At 37.3% G+C, this 15,352-nt stretch carries 16 protein-coding genes and 1 tRNA gene; 13 read left to right on the top strand and 4 right to left on the bottom strand.

All coding sequences use genetic code 11. The annotated features are described in order from the left end of the window. The first annotated feature begins 8 nt into the window (after positions 1 to 8). From BFJ97_RS16440 to BFJ97_RS24815, 5 genes are all read left to right on the top strand, one after another. The gene (locus tag BFJ97_RS16440; RefSeq protein WP_068985743.1) at positions 9 to 710 is read left to right on the top strand and encodes an amino acid ABC transporter permease; all 702 of its coding nucleotides are present in this window, start codon (positions 9 to 11) and stop codon (positions 708 to 710) included. Positions 711 to 723: 13 nt separating this feature from the next. Beyond that, positions 724 to 1,479, top strand: coding sequence for an amino acid ABC transporter ATP-binding protein (locus BFJ97_RS16435; protein ID WP_068985742.1), 756 nt, complete (start codon positions 724 to 726; stop codon positions 1,477 to 1,479). A gap of 260 nt (positions 1,480 to 1,739) precedes the next feature. Then, positions 1,740 to 2,696, top strand: a complete 957-nt coding sequence (locus BFJ97_RS16430; RefSeq protein WP_068985741.1) for an AAA family ATPase — start codon at positions 1,740 to 1,742, stop codon at positions 2,694 to 2,696. A 23-nt stretch (positions 2,697 to 2,719) separates the two neighbouring features. Beyond that, positions 2,720 to 3,355, top strand: coding sequence for an RNA ligase family protein (locus BFJ97_RS16425; RefSeq protein ID WP_068985740.1), 636 nt, complete (start codon positions 2,720 to 2,722; stop codon positions 3,353 to 3,355). A gap of 89 nt (positions 3,356 to 3,444) precedes the next feature. Beyond that, positions 3,445 to 3,509, top strand: a tRNA-OTHER gene (locus BFJ97_RS24815). A 163-nt stretch (positions 3,510 to 3,672) separates the two neighbouring features. Here BFJ97_RS24815 and BFJ97_RS16420 read toward each other — a convergent pair. Further along, on the bottom strand, positions 3,673 to 4,863 hold the full coding sequence (locus BFJ97_RS16420) for a coenzyme F420-0:L-glutamate ligase (RefSeq protein WP_068985739.1): 1,191 nt from the start codon (positions 4,861 to 4,863) through the stop codon (positions 3,673 to 3,675). A 130-nt stretch (positions 4,864 to 4,993) separates the two neighbouring features. Here BFJ97_RS16420 and BFJ97_RS16415 point away from each other — a divergent pair, with 130 nt between their 5' ends. Next, positions 4,994 to 5,914 carry a LysR family transcriptional regulator gene (locus tag BFJ97_RS16415; RefSeq protein ID WP_068985738.1) on the top strand — a complete coding sequence of 307 codons (921 nt, stop codon included), beginning with the start codon at positions 4,994 to 4,996 and terminating at the stop codon, positions 5,912 to 5,914. 687 nt (positions 5,915 to 6,601) lie between these two features. On the opposite strand, the gene BFJ97_RS16405 is transcribed toward BFJ97_RS16415, so the two are convergent. Continuing rightward, positions 6,602 to 7,483 carry a LysR family transcriptional regulator gene (locus tag BFJ97_RS16405; protein ID WP_068985736.1) on the bottom strand — a complete coding sequence of 294 codons (882 nt, stop codon included), beginning with the start codon at positions 7,481 to 7,483 and terminating at the stop codon, positions 6,602 to 6,604. 113 nt (positions 7,484 to 7,596) lie between these two features. On the opposite strand from BFJ97_RS16405, the gene BFJ97_RS16400 reads away from it, so the two are divergent. Further along, positions 7,597 to 8,613 (top strand): YeiH family protein, encoded by a 1,017-nt coding sequence (locus tag BFJ97_RS16400; RefSeq protein WP_068985735.1) that lies wholly within the window; start codon positions 7,597 to 7,599, stop codon positions 8,611 to 8,613. 102 nt (positions 8,614 to 8,715) lie between these two features. On the opposite strand, the gene BFJ97_RS16395 is transcribed toward BFJ97_RS16400, so the two are convergent. Continuing rightward, on the bottom strand, positions 8,716 to 9,051 hold the full coding sequence (locus BFJ97_RS16395) for a heme oxygenase (RefSeq protein WP_068985734.1): 336 nt from the start codon (positions 9,049 to 9,051) through the stop codon (positions 8,716 to 8,718). Positions 9,052 to 9,291: 240 nt separating this feature from the next. Here BFJ97_RS16395 and BFJ97_RS16390 point away from each other — a divergent pair, with 240 nt between their 5' ends. The 6 genes from BFJ97_RS16390 to BFJ97_RS16365 all read left to right on the top strand — a co-directional run bounded on the left by BFJ97_RS16390 (position 9,292) and on the right by BFJ97_RS16365 (position 14,985). Continuing rightward, a complete protein-coding gene (locus tag BFJ97_RS16390) occupies positions 9,292 to 9,894 on the top strand; it encodes an SAM-dependent methyltransferase (RefSeq protein ID WP_068985733.1) in 603 nt (200 codons plus the stop codon). Between the two features lie 403 nt (positions 9,895 to 10,297). Further along, positions 10,298 to 11,518, top strand: a complete 1,221-nt coding sequence (locus tag BFJ97_RS16385; protein WP_068985732.1) for an ABC transporter substrate-binding protein — start codon at positions 10,298 to 10,300, stop codon at positions 11,516 to 11,518. A 157-nt stretch (positions 11,519 to 11,675) separates the two neighbouring features. Next, positions 11,676 to 12,551, top strand: a complete 876-nt coding sequence (locus tag BFJ97_RS16380) for a branched-chain amino acid ABC transporter permease (protein WP_068985731.1) — start codon at positions 11,676 to 11,678, stop codon at positions 12,549 to 12,551. Between the two features lie 12 nt (positions 12,552 to 12,563). Further along, the gene (locus BFJ97_RS16375; RefSeq protein ID WP_068985730.1) at positions 12,564 to 13,499 is read left to right on the top strand and encodes a branched-chain amino acid ABC transporter permease; all 936 of its coding nucleotides are present in this window, start codon (positions 12,564 to 12,566) and stop codon (positions 13,497 to 13,499) included. After that, a complete protein-coding gene (locus BFJ97_RS16370) occupies positions 13,499 to 14,278 on the top strand; it encodes an ABC transporter ATP-binding protein (RefSeq protein WP_068985729.1) in 780 nt (259 codons plus the stop codon). The genes BFJ97_RS16375 and BFJ97_RS16370 overlap by 1 nt, the downstream gene beginning before the upstream one ends. Then, positions 14,278 to 14,985 carry an ABC transporter ATP-binding protein gene (locus tag BFJ97_RS16365; protein WP_068985728.1) on the top strand — a complete coding sequence of 236 codons (708 nt, stop codon included), beginning with the start codon at positions 14,278 to 14,280 and terminating at the stop codon, positions 14,983 to 14,985. The genes BFJ97_RS16370 and BFJ97_RS16365 overlap by 1 nt, the downstream gene beginning before the upstream one ends. A gap of 70 nt (positions 14,986 to 15,055) precedes the next feature. Here the strand turns inward: BFJ97_RS16365 and BFJ97_RS24290 are convergent, their stop codons facing one another. Beyond that, positions 15,056 to 15,328, bottom strand: coding sequence for a hypothetical protein (locus tag BFJ97_RS24290; RefSeq protein ID WP_139114467.1), 273 nt, complete (start codon positions 15,326 to 15,328; stop codon positions 15,056 to 15,058). Between the last annotated feature and the right edge of the window lie 24 nt (positions 15,329 to 15,352).

The raw sequence follows: 15,352 nt of genomic DNA, 5'->3' as shown, positions 1-15,352 counted from the left end.
GCGTAACCATGAATTATCAATTTTTAATTGAAACATTTTTTGTTGCATTATCAGGTGTACCTATCGCACTCCTTGTGACAGTTGTTGCTTTGCTCGTTGCCCTGCCACTTGGTTTTTTACTGGCACTAACACGGATTAATAAAATCCCAGTGATCCATCATATAGCAAAAATTTATGTTTCCTTTGTCCGAGGTACACCTATCATCATTCAAATCTTTATTGTTTATAGTAGTATCCCACTGCTACTTAAAGCTATTTTTGAAAAATATAATATTACGTATGATATTTATAAAATTAATCCAATTTGGTATGCATTTATTGTCTTCGCCTTTAGTACGACTGCGATTTTAATAGAAGTATTTCGTTCTGCTTTAAGTACAATTGAAAAAGGCCAACTAGAGGCTGCTCATGCTGTTGGCTTATCAACATTTCAAGCCTATCGCCGTATTATTATTCCACAAGCTTTAGTAGTGGCTATGCCAAATATTTGTACGGCTACAGTCAACCTCATTAAAGCGACATCTTTAGGCTATGCAATGTCCTTACCTGAAATTACATTAAAGGCTAAGGTAGCTGCAAATGTTGGCTACAATTACGTAGAAGCATATATTGATATTTTCATTGTGTACTTAATTTTATGTAGTACAGTTGAATACATTTTTAAACGATATGAAAAATATTTAAGCAAATTCAAAGTGGCAAAAGCCTAAGGGGTGAACGCGCATGTTAGAGATTAAAAATATTCATAAATCATTTGGTGACAATGAAATTTTAAAGGGTGTCGATTTAGCTATTGATAAAGGTGATGTTGTTGTTATTTTAGGTCCCAGCGGCTCAGGAAAAACGACATTATTACGTTGCATTAACTTTTTAGAAAAAGCCGATCAAGGACATGCGACATTTGGTGATATTCAAGTGGATTTTCAAAATGTGAAGAAGAAGGACGTACATTCGATTCGTCAACGTGTAGCCTTTGTATTCCAAAACTATAATCTTTTTACGAATAAAACAGCGCTAGAAAATGTGACAGAAGGGCTAATTATAGGACGTAAAGTTCCAAAGGCAGAGGCCATTGAAATTGGCAAAAAGGCGCTAGATAAAGTAGGTTTATCAGAAAAATACGATTCCTATCCAAGTCAATTGTCTGGTGGTCAACAACAGCGAGTTGGTATTGCGCGAGCAGTGGCGTTAAATCCGGATATTATTTTATTTGACGAACCAACTTCCGCACTTGACCCAGAGCTAGTGGGGGAAGTCCTTCAGGTTATGAAAAACATTGCGGCTGAAGGAACAACGATGCTTGTTGTCACACATGAAATGGGCTTTGCCAAAGACGTCGCAAACCGAGTGATTTTTATGGACGGTGGCGTCGTTGTAGAGGAAGGAAGCCCTCACGATATATTCGTTAATCCGAAAGAGGAGCGCACGAAGAAATTCTTAAAACGTGTTATTCCAGAGGATTATACGTACTACATTTAAGAAAGAAATATAGTCTAGTCATTTTTTTGTAAAATATTGATATTATGAAGTTGTGATAAAAAATCAAATTTTTAATAAAAAAACTGTTCCGAAAAGTCAGTGCAGTCATTTTTATCCAGATTTTCCCTTTTTGAAGAATGTTGCTTTTTATGGATAGACACCAATATTTTGGTATGACATTATGTGTATAAGTTGATTGGGTTGTTCTTTGGCGATCAACGATAGAACTCGATACATGACACTTGAAAGGGGGTGAAAAAATGAAGGTGATATTTACAGTAGGGCTACCAGGGAGTGGCAAAAGCACGTTTGTTAAGAGTCTAGCAAAAAGCGAAAATGCACTTATTCTTTCGAGTGATGCTATACGTCAAGAGTTATTCGGCGACGCTACAAGGCAGCAATCGCGAATAGTGTTCCGTGTTTTGTATGAACGTTTGAATGAATGTGTAGCCAAAGGTCAATCGGTTATTGTCGATGCGACAAATATTGAGAGGGAACGTAGAATATTTGCACTAGGTAAATTGTCTAGTAATGTGAAAGTTGTATGCTATTATTTTGATACACCTTACGCATTGTGTGTAACAAGAAATCAACAAAGAAAGAGGAAAGTTCCGTTAGTGATAATGGATAAAATGAGGAAGAACCTAGAGTTTCCGATAATGGGAGAAGGATTTGATGAGGTGCATATTGTACATGAAGCGAGTCCATATGAAATCTCAAAAAACCAATTTATTTCACTAATCCAAAGCCAGCCCACATATGAGGAGCTATTTCGGGCGTTAAAATCAGTCCAACTATTTGAAGAGATTTATCGGTTTAATCAAGAAAATCCATACCATCAATTTTTACTATGCCAGCATACGTATTTTGTGTATGAATATATGAACGAATACTATATGGAAAGTGACAAGCTAGCATTACAAATAGCCGCTATATTTCATGATGTAGGCAAACCATTTTGTAAAAAATATAAAGAATTACAACAAAGATATGGATATTACGGACATGAAAATGTATCTGCCCAAATGGTATGTCATTTTTTATTAGAGCTAGGATTTGAAGAAGAATTTGTTTTAAAGGTTGTTAATTTAGTGCAATTTCATATGTTAATTCAATACGGGGGCGATAAGGGAGGAAGTAAGATTTATCATTTATTAGATGGTGACTTATTAACAAAACTTTATTTCTTTCGTGAAGCAGATCAATTTGCTAAATAGGTGTAAATAAAGGAAGTGAGTTTATGACCAATTTAAAGAAATACCCTAGAAGCTTTCATTTGCCGTGGAGTAGAGGGTATACACATGACGATAAGGTTGCTAAAAATGTGGATCATTTTATTGGGAAGGAGGTTGTTGTAACAGAAAAATTAGATGGTGAAGGAACAACACTTTATCGAAACTATATGCATGCTAGAAGCTTAAATTCAGGAGATCACCCATCTAGGCATTGGGTAAAAACGTTTCATGCAACATTTGCATTTCAGATTCCAGATGATTGGAGATTATGTGGTGAAAATGTTTTTGCCAAACATTCCATTTACTATAATGAGTTAACGAGCTACTTTTATTTATTTAGTATGTGGAATGAAAAAAATATTTGTTTAAGTTGGGATGAAACAGTCGACTATGCAGCTGAACTGGGTATTGAAACGGTACCTGTTTTATATCGAGGCATTTTCGATGAAGAAAAAATAAAGAAGACTTTTACAGGGAAATCACTTCTTGGGGGTGAGCAGGAAGGGTATGTTATTAGAAATACGGCTGCCTTTCATTATGATGATTTTCAATATAACCTAGGGAAATATGTTAGACAGAATCATGTTCGAACAAGTGAACATTGGTTAAATGAAGAAATGATTCCTAATCACCTGAAATAAGTTTTACTTGAAAAGATTTAATCTACTATAAAGCAAAAGGACTGAGAAAAATGTAATTCTTAATGGGGTTCAAAATACATAATGTTTATGAGGAAGTATGCAGTGGGTGGCATGTCCCTTAAGGGATTTACAGGTTCGATTCCTGTCATCCTCACTAAAAAATACCGTAATAAATTGAATGACAAAAATAAAAGTTAACAATAATTCGACACTACATTATAGGGGCAGTGCGTGTAAAAAACCCTGCTAGTATAAAAATATGTCACTATAAGAAAACGAACTCCCTAACAGAAGTGGGAGTTCGTTTTCTTATAGCTTTATTTAGTATAGTTATCGAAATAACCTTGAATATAAATCATAGGTGTTCCTTTATCACCTGAACCAGAAGTTAGGTCAGATAGTGAACCAATTAAGTCTGTTAAGCGACGAGGTGTTGTACCTTGAGCAGCCATTTGCCCAGTTAAATCTTCATCTTTGTTTTGAATATATTCAGAGATTGCCGCTTTTAACTCTTCACCACGAAGATTTGCGAAATCGTTATCTGCTAAATATTTCAGCTTTACTTCGTTTGGTGTGCCATCTAATCCGGCAGTATAAGCAGGAGATACAACAGGGTCAGCCAACTCCCAAATTTTACCTACAGGATCTTTAAACGCGCCATCGCCGTAGATCATTACTTCAACTGTTTTACCAGTAGCTTCTTTGATTTTTGCTTGAATGCCGTCAACAATTGGTTGGCAAGTGTGTGGGAATAATTTTATGCTATCTTCAGTTGCTTTATTTGAACCAAGTAGACCATATTCCGCATTGAAGCCAGAACCGTTATTAGTTACAGATAAAATATTATCAAGACTGTATACTTTTTCAGCGCCATTTGCCATTAAAATACGTTTTGTACGCAAGCGTGAATGAATATCACAAGCTAATACACTCTTTGTATAGTCTAAAATAGTTTTTGGGTTGTTTGAAAAGATAACTTCACAAGTAGCGCCTTCAGCTTCGATTAATTCTTTGTAGTATTCAATATAATCTACACCTGTAAAAGTGTGTTTTTTAAAGCCGAAATGTTCACGGAATTCAACTTCTGTTAAAGTATCTGTCCAAGGGTTAATACCTTTTACGTCTAGTTCATCAATATCAACTAGGTGGTTACCAACCTCATCAGATGGATAGCTTAGCATAAGAACAACTTTCTTCACGCCCTTAGCGATACCACGTAAGCAGTTAGCGAAACGGTTACGGCTTAGAATTGGGAAAATAACACCTACAGTATCGTCACCGAATTTAGCAGCCACGTCCGCTGCGATGTCATCGATCGATGCATAGTTACCTTGTGCACGTGCTACGACAGATTCTGTTACTGTTACAATGTCGCGGTCCTCAATTGAATAGCCTTCTGTCTTTGCTGCGTTTAATACTGTATCAACAACGATTTGTTCAATATTATCGCCTTCGTTAATAATTGGACCACGAAGACCTCTTACTACTGTACCAACTACACGTTCCAAAATAATCTCTCCTCATTAATGGTAAATGTATGTTAAATAAATAAATATAACCAATATGATTTTACTATACGCCCCTTTAGTGATATAAGTAAAATTAATAGTTCGTATAATAGCTATAAGGAGTGCTTATATGGTAGGGAAATTAGATTTATATCGTGTTTTTACTGTTGTTGCTAAAAATAATAGCTTTTCAAGGGCTGCTAAAGATTTATATATGACTCAACCAGCCGTTAGCCAAGCCATGATGCAATTAGAAAAGGAACTCGGTACACGTCTCTTTAACCGTACTCCGAAGGGGGTAACATTAACGACTGAGGGGAACCTTCTATATGAATATACGAATTCAGCATTAGGCCTTATAGATGCTGGTGAGGAGAAGTTACTAGAATTTAAAAATTTAACAACAGGTCAGTTGAAAATTGGGGTAGGGGACACCATTTCCCGTTTCTTTTTAATGCCTTATCTAGAGGCGTTTCATACAATGTATCCCAATATAAAATTACAAATGTTAAATGGAACGACTTCTGAAATTTGTAACTTTATTAAATCTGGTGAGGTTGATATAGGGCTTTGTAATTTTCCGATAGAAGATCAGACATTACAGTTAACAGCATGCACAGAGGTTCAAGATATTTTTGTATGTGGTGAAAAATATAAAACATTAGCGTCGAACAGCTTAAGGTTTGAAGAACTTTTAAAGTTTCCACTTATTTTTCTAGAGAAAAAATCAAATTCAAGAAAGTATGTAGAAAATTATTTGTTTACGAGGGGAATCCACATTGAACCTGAGTTTGAGCTCGGTTCACATGATCTTGTGCTAGACTTTGCACGCAGTAATTTAGGCATTGCGTGTGTAACGAAAGAGTTTTCTAAAGATTATTTGCAACGAGGGCTTCTATATGAGCTAACATTAACAGATAGTATACCAACACGAAGCATTGGTATGTGTTATTTGAAAAGTGTACCGTTATCTCGAGCGGCGTTGAAATTTGTAGAAATTATTGAGCACAAGCAGGAGCGTAAACGTCTAAATCCAAGAACTATAAAGTGAGCTTGCTCTGCGAGGAAAGTGAGGCGACAGGAGCACTTGAGTAGCCTGCCACTCCAATCAGCGATAGTGTAGAAATTTTATGCATTTTTCAAGTGAGCGCCCGTTGCTACTCACCATGATCGAACGGAATAGACGTATAACAGTGAGGAGATTGTAAATCTGTTGCCGCTGACACTTCATTTTCGCGCAGAAAAACATTTGTTGTTGCCGTTACGTTAACACTACACTTTCCTAAAAAACACCATTTTGCTGAAATTTGGTTTTAATATATTGTCAGAAGATACATATTATACGAAATGGTTGATTGGAGTGGAGGCTGGGCGACTCCTTGGGGATTAGCGAAAGAGGAACGAAGGCTAAGAGCATCACGTCCTGTGATAACGCCTTTGTGACCAACATCCTGCTGCTGCCGCTACGTTAGCACTACGCTTTCGCGCAAAAAACATCCTGTTGCCCCAAGCGGCTCATCGGACGCCCCCAGGAAGCTCTGCTCTGCGCGAAAGCGAAGCATCAGCGGCAAATGTTTTATCTGTAGCGAAAGCAAAGCGGCAGCTACAAAGCGCCCAGTCGGAACGGAAATCAACCCCTCGTTATGCCGTAGAGCCATACTTTATTGAATATGCCACCTTAATTTCATTGACATAATAATTTTTTCAACAACATGGAGCTTAGCGACTAAAAAATCCGCTAAGCTCTTTTTAGTAGTGCTTCTATGAGGGTGTCAACATTGCGTTTATTTTTCATCGTAGGTGAGTACAAATAAGAGAATGTTCGCATAAAATGCTGTCCTTCAAGCGGCAAAATTTTTATATCGCCATTTTTTAGTTCACGCTCAATAACACTAGCAGACAGTAGGGACAGTCCAAGCCCCTGTATAACACTCTCTTTCACACCTTGATTGCTACTAATAGTAAGAAGTGAACGTACTTGGAGCCCATTTGTTCTAAATAAATGATCTAAATAATAACGAGTGCCAGAGCCTTCTTCACGTGCAACCCAATTTTGCTGCTGTAAGTCCGCAACCGTAATAGTCGACTTCTTTACAAGAGGGTGATTGCTAGCACTAACAATAAATAGCTCATCCTGCATAAACGGTTTAATAATAACCTCATTGTCGTTTGACTGTCCTTCAATAAGGCCAATATCGACCTGTAACAACTTTGTATATTGAATGATTTCTTCCGTATTGCCAATAATAACTTGAAGCTCAAGCTGAGGGAATTGCTGTTGCAGACTCGCTATAATAGGTGGCAATATATATTCGCCAATTGTAAAACTAGAGCCAATAACAAGCGTACCTTGGATTTCATGATGAAAGGCTAAAATATCTTCCCGTGCTGCCTCTGCAATTGCCATCATTTGCTTCGCTCGTTTATATAAAATTTCCCCAGTTGGTGTAATTTGTACTGACTTTGGAGAGCGGATAAACAACGTCGTTTGAAAGTCCTGCTCTAAGTTTTTTATGTGTAAACTGACACTGGGCTGTGAAATATGAAGTATTTCGGAGGCTTTCGTAAAATTTTTGACCTCCACTAGTGTAATGAATGTTTTTAAAGCATCATATTGCATGCCATCACCCCTACTATTAGAAATATTAATAATTACAATTATATATATGTATTTTACTAATGATTAACTTTTTAATAAAGTAATAATCATCAAGGATGAAAGAAGTGAACAACATGGATATTGGGCAAAGGTTAAAAAGTTTCCTAACCCCTGCGTTTTTGAAGGGAATATTGTTGACACTCATTATTGCCTTAGTCGCAAAGTATATTTCGACTTTTCCGTTTTTCTCAATACTGGGGCAGCTTGTCATTGCAATTATTTTAGGTATGGCTTGGAGAGCAACCTTTAAGGTACAGGATTCATGGCAAGTAGGCATATCATTTTCAAGTAAAAAGCTATTACGATTAGGCATTATTTTACTGGGTATGCGTTTAAATTTAGCGGATATTTATCATGCTGGTGCGGGTGTCTTTCTTATTGCATTTATTGATTTGGTCTTTGCTTTAGTGGTTGTATATGGCTTAACGAAGGTATTTCATGTGGAGAAGAAGTTGGGCATATTAACAGCTTGTGGAACAGCCATTTGCGGAGCGGCCGCTGTTGTCGCTATTGCTCCTCAAATTAAAGCAAATGAAAAAGAAACAGCAGTGGGCGCGGCAATTGTCGCATTACTAGGGACTATATTCACATTAGTCTACACAGTGTTATACTCAGTATTTAACTTAACGCCTACTGAATATGGTATTTTCGCAGGAGGCACTCTACATGAGATTGCCCATGTTATTGCAGCAGCCTCTGCTGGTGGAAATGAAGCAGTTGATATGGCGGTTATTGTTAAGCTAACACGTGTCGCATTGCTTGTACCAGTAGCCATTATCATCGGTATTTTCTATCAGAGAATGGAGAAGGGGCAGGAAAAAGAAGGATTTTCATGGTCAATCATTCCATGGTTTATTCTCGGATTTTTAGCAATGAGTGCGATTAATTCGTTAGGGATTATACCAGCCAATGTAGCGCAAACATTTGTAAATATCTCGTATCTTTTAATTGGGATGTCGATGGCTGGCCTAGGTTTAAATGTAGAGATAAAAACCTTTAAACAATTAGGTGTAAAAGCATTTATTGCAGGACTTATCGGTTCGGTTTGTTTATCGATAATAGGGTATGTATTAGTCATTTTTATGCGATAAAATATTTCGAAAAAATCCTGCATATTCGAATATGCAGGATTTTTTTAGATAGAATCAGAAGATATTTTAGATTTTTTTAGTTTTTCATATACAACTTAAAAATTAGCGTGATGCTTCAATGGAAGAAGCTAATTCAGCTATAACTATTTTGCTACCTATCATTGGGCTATTTTCAGGTTTTGCTCCCTCAGAGCCTGCTTCTGGGCGTTGATGTGCAGCGGCGAATGCATCGCTATTACGCCAAGCTTGGAAATGTTCCTTAGACTCCCAGTACATATTGACGCTCATTTCGTCATAAGTCGGATCATCAGTTGAAACTAACACCTCTACTTTATGGAAGCCTTCGAATTGCTGTAGTGGTCCTGGTTTTGTAAAGTTCGGCGCCATTTTTGCAGCAAAGCCTGGTTTAACTTGAATACGATTTGTAACAATAATCATGCTTTTCCCCCCTAATCATTTTCTAGTTAGAAAAAATCTACTATTCGAATGAGTTATCAGTGATTATCATTCGCAATCAATGATAATTGGCGTAGGAAGACATTGTCAATAGAAGAGTCGTGTAAATTGTAAATATAATTGAAGAGGTCGCTAAAAAAATAGTCATTTTCAAACCTTTTTGGTATGGTTTTTGCCTTTTATCGTGCTAAAATAAAGCATTCTTTTTAGGAGTACAATAGTATGAATGAACATCAATTTGATAAGTTATTGCATATTAATACAGTTGGTGAACAGTATGGTTTCCCCAAATTAGCTCATTACCATCGCTATGAGCCAACACCATATGTCGGATTAGAACAATTATTTTCACAGTATGAAATGCCAGATAATCCAGTGTTTATCGATATGGGATGTGGAAAAGGGAGAGTACCTATTTATGTGCATCATAAATTTCATATCCCGACAATTGGAATAGAAATGGATGCAGGTTTTTATGCAGAGGCAGAGAACAATAAAAAGGGTTATCTTCAAAAGAAGAATGCTCAAGCTTCAATTTCCTTTATTCATTCAATAGCGGAGAACTATGCTATTCAATCACGCGACACGGTTTTCTTTTTTTTCAATCCGTTTTCTATTCATATTTTCCGTACGGTCATTCATAATATTTGGAAGTCTTATGAGCAGCATATGCGTGAAATTCATATTATTTTATACTATCCGCCTTATGATTATTTGCAGTTTTTACATCACGGGACACCTTTTGAATTAATTCATGAGGTTCATCTAGAGAATGAAACAAATATTAACGAACGCCTCTGCGTGTTTGCATTGAAAAAAGTTTAGAGCTGTGGGAAACCCGACTCTAAGCTTTTTTCTATTTATGAAATTCTTGTTGCAATCATTGTTTATTTTCCCGGAAATAAAAATCATTAAAGATCTTGCAATTTTCGCAAAAAAGACATCTTCAATTGAGATTTCAAATAATTGTAAATGATAGTTTAGTAGAAATAAACACCAATAATTAATAGATAATTCACAAATTACTAATTATACTGAAAAATCACTCTAGACTAAATATAAAGAATGCTTTACAATGTAAAAGGCTTAAATGAATAATATTCTAAATTAGTTTTAGTATAGTTATAAATAATAGTTTTGGTCATTTTTGTTATTGAGGAAATGGATCTGATTGTTTATAATTATCAGAAATATCTAATTTTTGAGAAATTTAAAGGGGGATAAAATTATGAGAGAGAACAAAAAGCTTAAAAAGTTCGGTTCACTTCTAGTTGCTTCTTCATTACTTGCGGGTGTTCTTGCTGGTTGTGGAAACGGAGACAGCTCAAGTTCAGGAGGTGGATCTTCATCAGGAGGCGGTTCCTCTGACGGCGATACGATTAAAATTGGTGCAAATTTAGAGCTTTCTGGTAACGTAGCCTCCTATGGTTCTTCAATTGCTCTAGGCGCAGAGCTAGCAGTTAAAGAAATTAATGATAAGGGCGGTATCGACGGTAAGAAAATCGAGCTTATTAAAGTAGATAATAAATCAGAAAACTCAGAGGCAACTACAGCAGCTATTAAACTAGCAACACAAGATAAAGTAGTAGCAATGCTAGCCCCAGCAACTTCTGGTAATACAGTTGCAACTGTGCAAATTGCGAACGACCATAAAATTCCAATCGTTACTGGTTCTGGTACAGCTCCTAACATTACAGTAAATGATGATGGCAGCGTTAATGAATACGCATTCCGTACTTGTTTCATTGATCCATTCCAAGGGATTGTGGCAGCGAACTTCGCTTCTGGTGAATTGAAAGCTAAAAACGTAGCTATTTTTGCGGACAATGCATCCGACTATGCAAAAGGTTTAGCAAAATCATTTAAAGAAACGATTACTAAAAATGGTGGGAAAGTTGTAGAAGAAGAAGCGTATGTAGCTAAGGATGCGGACTTCCGTACACAATTAACAACTATTAAAGCAGCTAAACCAGACTTTATCTTTATCCCAGGATACTATGAAGAGGTTGGTTTAATTGTTAAACAAGCACGTGAAATGGGTATCGATGTACCACTGATGGGAGCTGATGGTTGGGATTCACCAACATTAGTAGAGCTAGCTGGTGCAGATGCGTTAAATAACACATATATTACAAACCATTACTCTGCAGAAGACCCAGATCAAAAAATTCAAGACTTTGTAAAGGCATTTAAAGCAGCGAACAAAGACAAAGCACCTGATGCATTCAATGCACTTGGCTATGACACAATTTACTACATTGCTGATGCTATTAAGCGTGCAGGCTCTACGGATGGGGAAGCAATTCAAAAAGCATTAGCTAACACTAAAGATCTTTCTTTAGTAACAGGTACTTTCTCAGTTGACAAAGATCATAACCCAATTAAAACAGCAACAGTTCTTGAATTTAAAGACGGTAAACAAGTGTTCAACTCTAAAGTTAATCCTTAATGTTTTCTAGGCAAGGGGAGGCGGGTAAACACGTCTTCCTTTTTGTATTTTATAAAAATTTTTTTTAGAGGACACAAGTAATTCTACATTCGATAATAACATGTAGAAGTAAGTTAAATTTTTGTATTTTTCAAAAAAATAAAAGGAGTGAACGCTCATGGAATGGATACAACAGCTTGTGAATGGTATTTCACTCGGTAGTATCTACGCGTTAATAGCGTTAGGGTATACGATGGTATACGGCATTATTAAGCTGATTAACTTTGCCCACGGTGATGTCTTCATGATTGGGTCATTTATTGGCTTTTATGCAATTGCTAAATGGGAGCTTGGCTTCTTCCCGGCACTATTATTGGCGATGGCAGTTTGTGCAATCTTTGGTGTTTTAATTGAACGTATTGCTTATAAGCGTTTACGGAATGCAACACGTATTGCAGCTTTAATTACAGCAATCGGTGTATCGCTATTAATCGAATACACGACTATTTTCTTCAGAGGTGCGCAACCAGCCGCATATCCTGAAGTCATTAAAAATAAATCTTTTGATGTTTTCGGGGTTCAAATTAGTAGTACATCTATTTTAATTTTAACTGTAGCAATTGTACTGATGATTCTTTTACAATTCATCGTTCATAAAACAAAGATCGGAAAAGCTATGCGCGCGGTTTCTCATGATGCCGATGCAGCGCGTTTAATGGGGATTAACGTAGATAATACAATTTCAGCAACATTTGCAATTGGTTCTGCTCTAGCTGGCGCAGCAGGTGTTATCTTTGGCATTTACTATACGAAAATCGATCCATTAATGGGGGTTATTCCAGGGGTTAAAGCGTTCATCGCTGCAGTACTAGGTGGTATTGGTATTATTCCTGGTGCCATGGTTGGCGGTATGTTATTAGGTGTTGTGGAATCATTAGTAAGTGCACTTGGTTTTTCTTTATGGCGCGATGCAGCGGCATTCGTTATTTTAATCTTAATCTTAATCTTCAGACCATCGGGTATCTTTGGTAAAAACGCCCGTGAGAAAGTGTAGGTGAGCGGTATTATGAAAAAGTCTAAAGTTTTTTGGGGCTATGCCGTATTAGCGTTGGTCATCTATGCGATAGTACAAGTACTTATTTCTTCAGGTGTTCTTGATATTTACTATCAAAATATGCTAATTACAATGTGTATTAACATTATGCTTGCGGTCAGCTTGCACATCGTTATTGGGATTACTGGTCAGTTCTCCATTGGGCATGCTGGTTTCCTAGCGGTAGGAGCGTATATTTCTGCGATTATTACAACTAAATTAATGCTTCCTTTCCCTTTAGCCATTTTCTTAGGGGCGCTTGCAGCAGCGGTTGCCGGTTTAATCGTAGGTATTCCAACATTACGTTTGAAGGGTGACTATTTAGCGATTGCAACACTTGGATTTGCGGAGATTATTCGTATTGTCTTTTTAAATACGGATTATGTTGGTGGCGCAGCGGGAATGCAAGTTAAATATTTATCAAACTGGACTTATGCATTCGTAGGTGTGGTTTTAACAATTCTAGTAATCTCTAACTTTACAAATTCTCGCCACGGTCGTGCATGTATATCGATTCGTGAGGATGAAATTGCGGCTGATGCAATGGGCATTAATACAACCTATTATAAAGTTGTAGCGTTCGCGATTGGTTCTTTCTTTGCTGGTCTTGCAGGGGCCATCTTTGCACATAACTTTTACATTATTCAACCGACAACTTTCGGTTTCTTAAAATCATTTGATATTTTAATTTATGTCGTTCTTGGTGGCTTAGGAAGTCTTTCAGGATCGGTCATCGCTGCGATTTTCTTAACAGTAGTCTCGGCATATCTAGCAAACTTCCCAGAAACACGTATGATTATTTACAGTTTAGTATTAATAGTCGTAATGCTGTACCGTCCAACAGGTTTGATGGGAACAAAAGAAGTGACGGATTTATTTAAGTTTGGTAAAAAAGGAGGTACAAAATAATGACTGGAAACCTTCTTATCAATGTTGAAAACATGGGCATTCAATTCGGTGGTTTAAAGGCGGTACAGGGCGTTAATATGTACCTAAACCAAGGAGAACTAGTAGGTCTGATAGGGCCAAATGGTGCTGGTAAAACAACTAGCTTTAACATGCTTACCGGAGTGTATAAGCCAACTGAAGGCACGATTAGATTTGACAGTATAAAGTTGAACGGGCTTGCACCATATCAAGTAACACAAAAAGGTATTAGCCGTACGTTCCAAAATATTCGTTTATTTAAAGAGCTCTCTGTTCTAGATAATGTTAAAGTAGCGAACCATTCGCTTGCCAAGCATTCCATGTGGTCTTCTATTTTCCGTTTGCCGAATCATTTTAAAGGTGAGGCAGAAATGGAGAATCAATCTATTGAGTTCCTAAAAATCTTTGGCTTAGATGGTTATAAGGATGAGCTTGCGAAAAATTTACCTTATGGGATGCAGCGCCGTCTAGAAATTGCTCGTGCCCTAGCAGCGAAACCTAAGCTGCTATTATTAGATGAGCCAGCAGCGGGGATGAACCCGCAGGAGACGCAAGATTTAATGGAATTAATAGCGTTTATTCGAAAAGAGTTTGGCTTAACCATTCTTCTAATTGAGCATGATATGAGCTTAGTAATGGGGATTTGTGAACGCATTTATGTGCTCGATCACGGTCAATTAATCGCTGATGGAACACCAGAAGAAATACGCAACAATCCAAAGGTAATTGAAGCTTACCTTGGCGAGGAGGTTATCAGCTAATGCTAAAAGTACAAAATATAGATGTATTTTACGGAAACATTCAAGCATTAAAGGGCCTCTCTTTAGAAGTAAATGAGGGTGAAATTGTAACGTTAATCGGTGCAAACGGTGCTGGTAAAAGTACATTATTAAAAACATTATCAGGTTTATTAAAACCAAAGGGCGGCATCATAGAATATGAGGGGTTCTCCATCGCAGGAAAGGCTGCACAGACAATTGTAAAATCAGGTATTTCACATGTTCCAGAAGGGCGTCGTGTTTTTGCCAATATGTCAGTTGAAGAGAACTTAGAGCTTGGGGCATATTTGCGTAACGATAAAGCTGGCATTAAAAAAGATATGGACCATGTGTTTGAACTATTTCCCCGTCTTTTAGAGCGTCGTAAACAGCAATCAGGTACATTATCTGGTGGTGAGCAACAAATGCTGGCGATGGGGCGGGCATTAATGGCAAAACCGAAATTGTTATTGATGGATGAACCTTCAATGGGGCTTGCACCACTTATGGTAAAAAATATTTTTAATATTATTGAGCAAGTAAATAAAGAGGGTACAACCGTGTTGCTGGTTGAGCAAAATGCGAATATGGCTTTATCAGTAGCAAATCGTGCGTATGTACTTGAAACAGGACGTATTGTATTATCAGGTACAGCAAAAGAGCTTCAAGAGAGTGAACAAGTAAAGGCAGCTTATTTAGGTGGTTTATAGAGGGAGAAGGCGTCTTGGTTTCTGGGACGTCTTTTTTGTATGAGCGAAGAGAGTGAGCAGACGGATAGAGTCAAGGTGACGGATAGAAAGGCCGGGGCGACGTAGAAAGATCAAAGCGACGGAAAGAAAGGCTAGAGCGACGGATAGAACAATCAAAGCGACGGAAAGAAAGGCTAGAGCGACGGATAGAGCAATCAAAACGACGGAAAGAAAGGCTAGAGCGACGGATAGAACAATCAAAGCGACGGAAAGAAAGGCTAGAGCAACGGATAGAGCTATCAAAACGACGAAAAGAAAGTCCAGAGTGATGGATAGAACAGTCAAAACGACGTAGAATGATCAAATGAAGCAATAGCATTTGGTAATG

It is taken from the genome of Lysinibacillus xylanilyticus (assembly GCF_001708185.1).
GTDB classification, from domain to species: domain Bacteria; phylum Bacillota; class Bacilli; order Bacillales_A; family Planococcaceae; genus Lysinibacillus; species Lysinibacillus xylanilyticus_A.
Note: the sequence above shows the minus strand (reverse complement) of the source record. Positions and strands in the feature narration are given on the sequence as shown.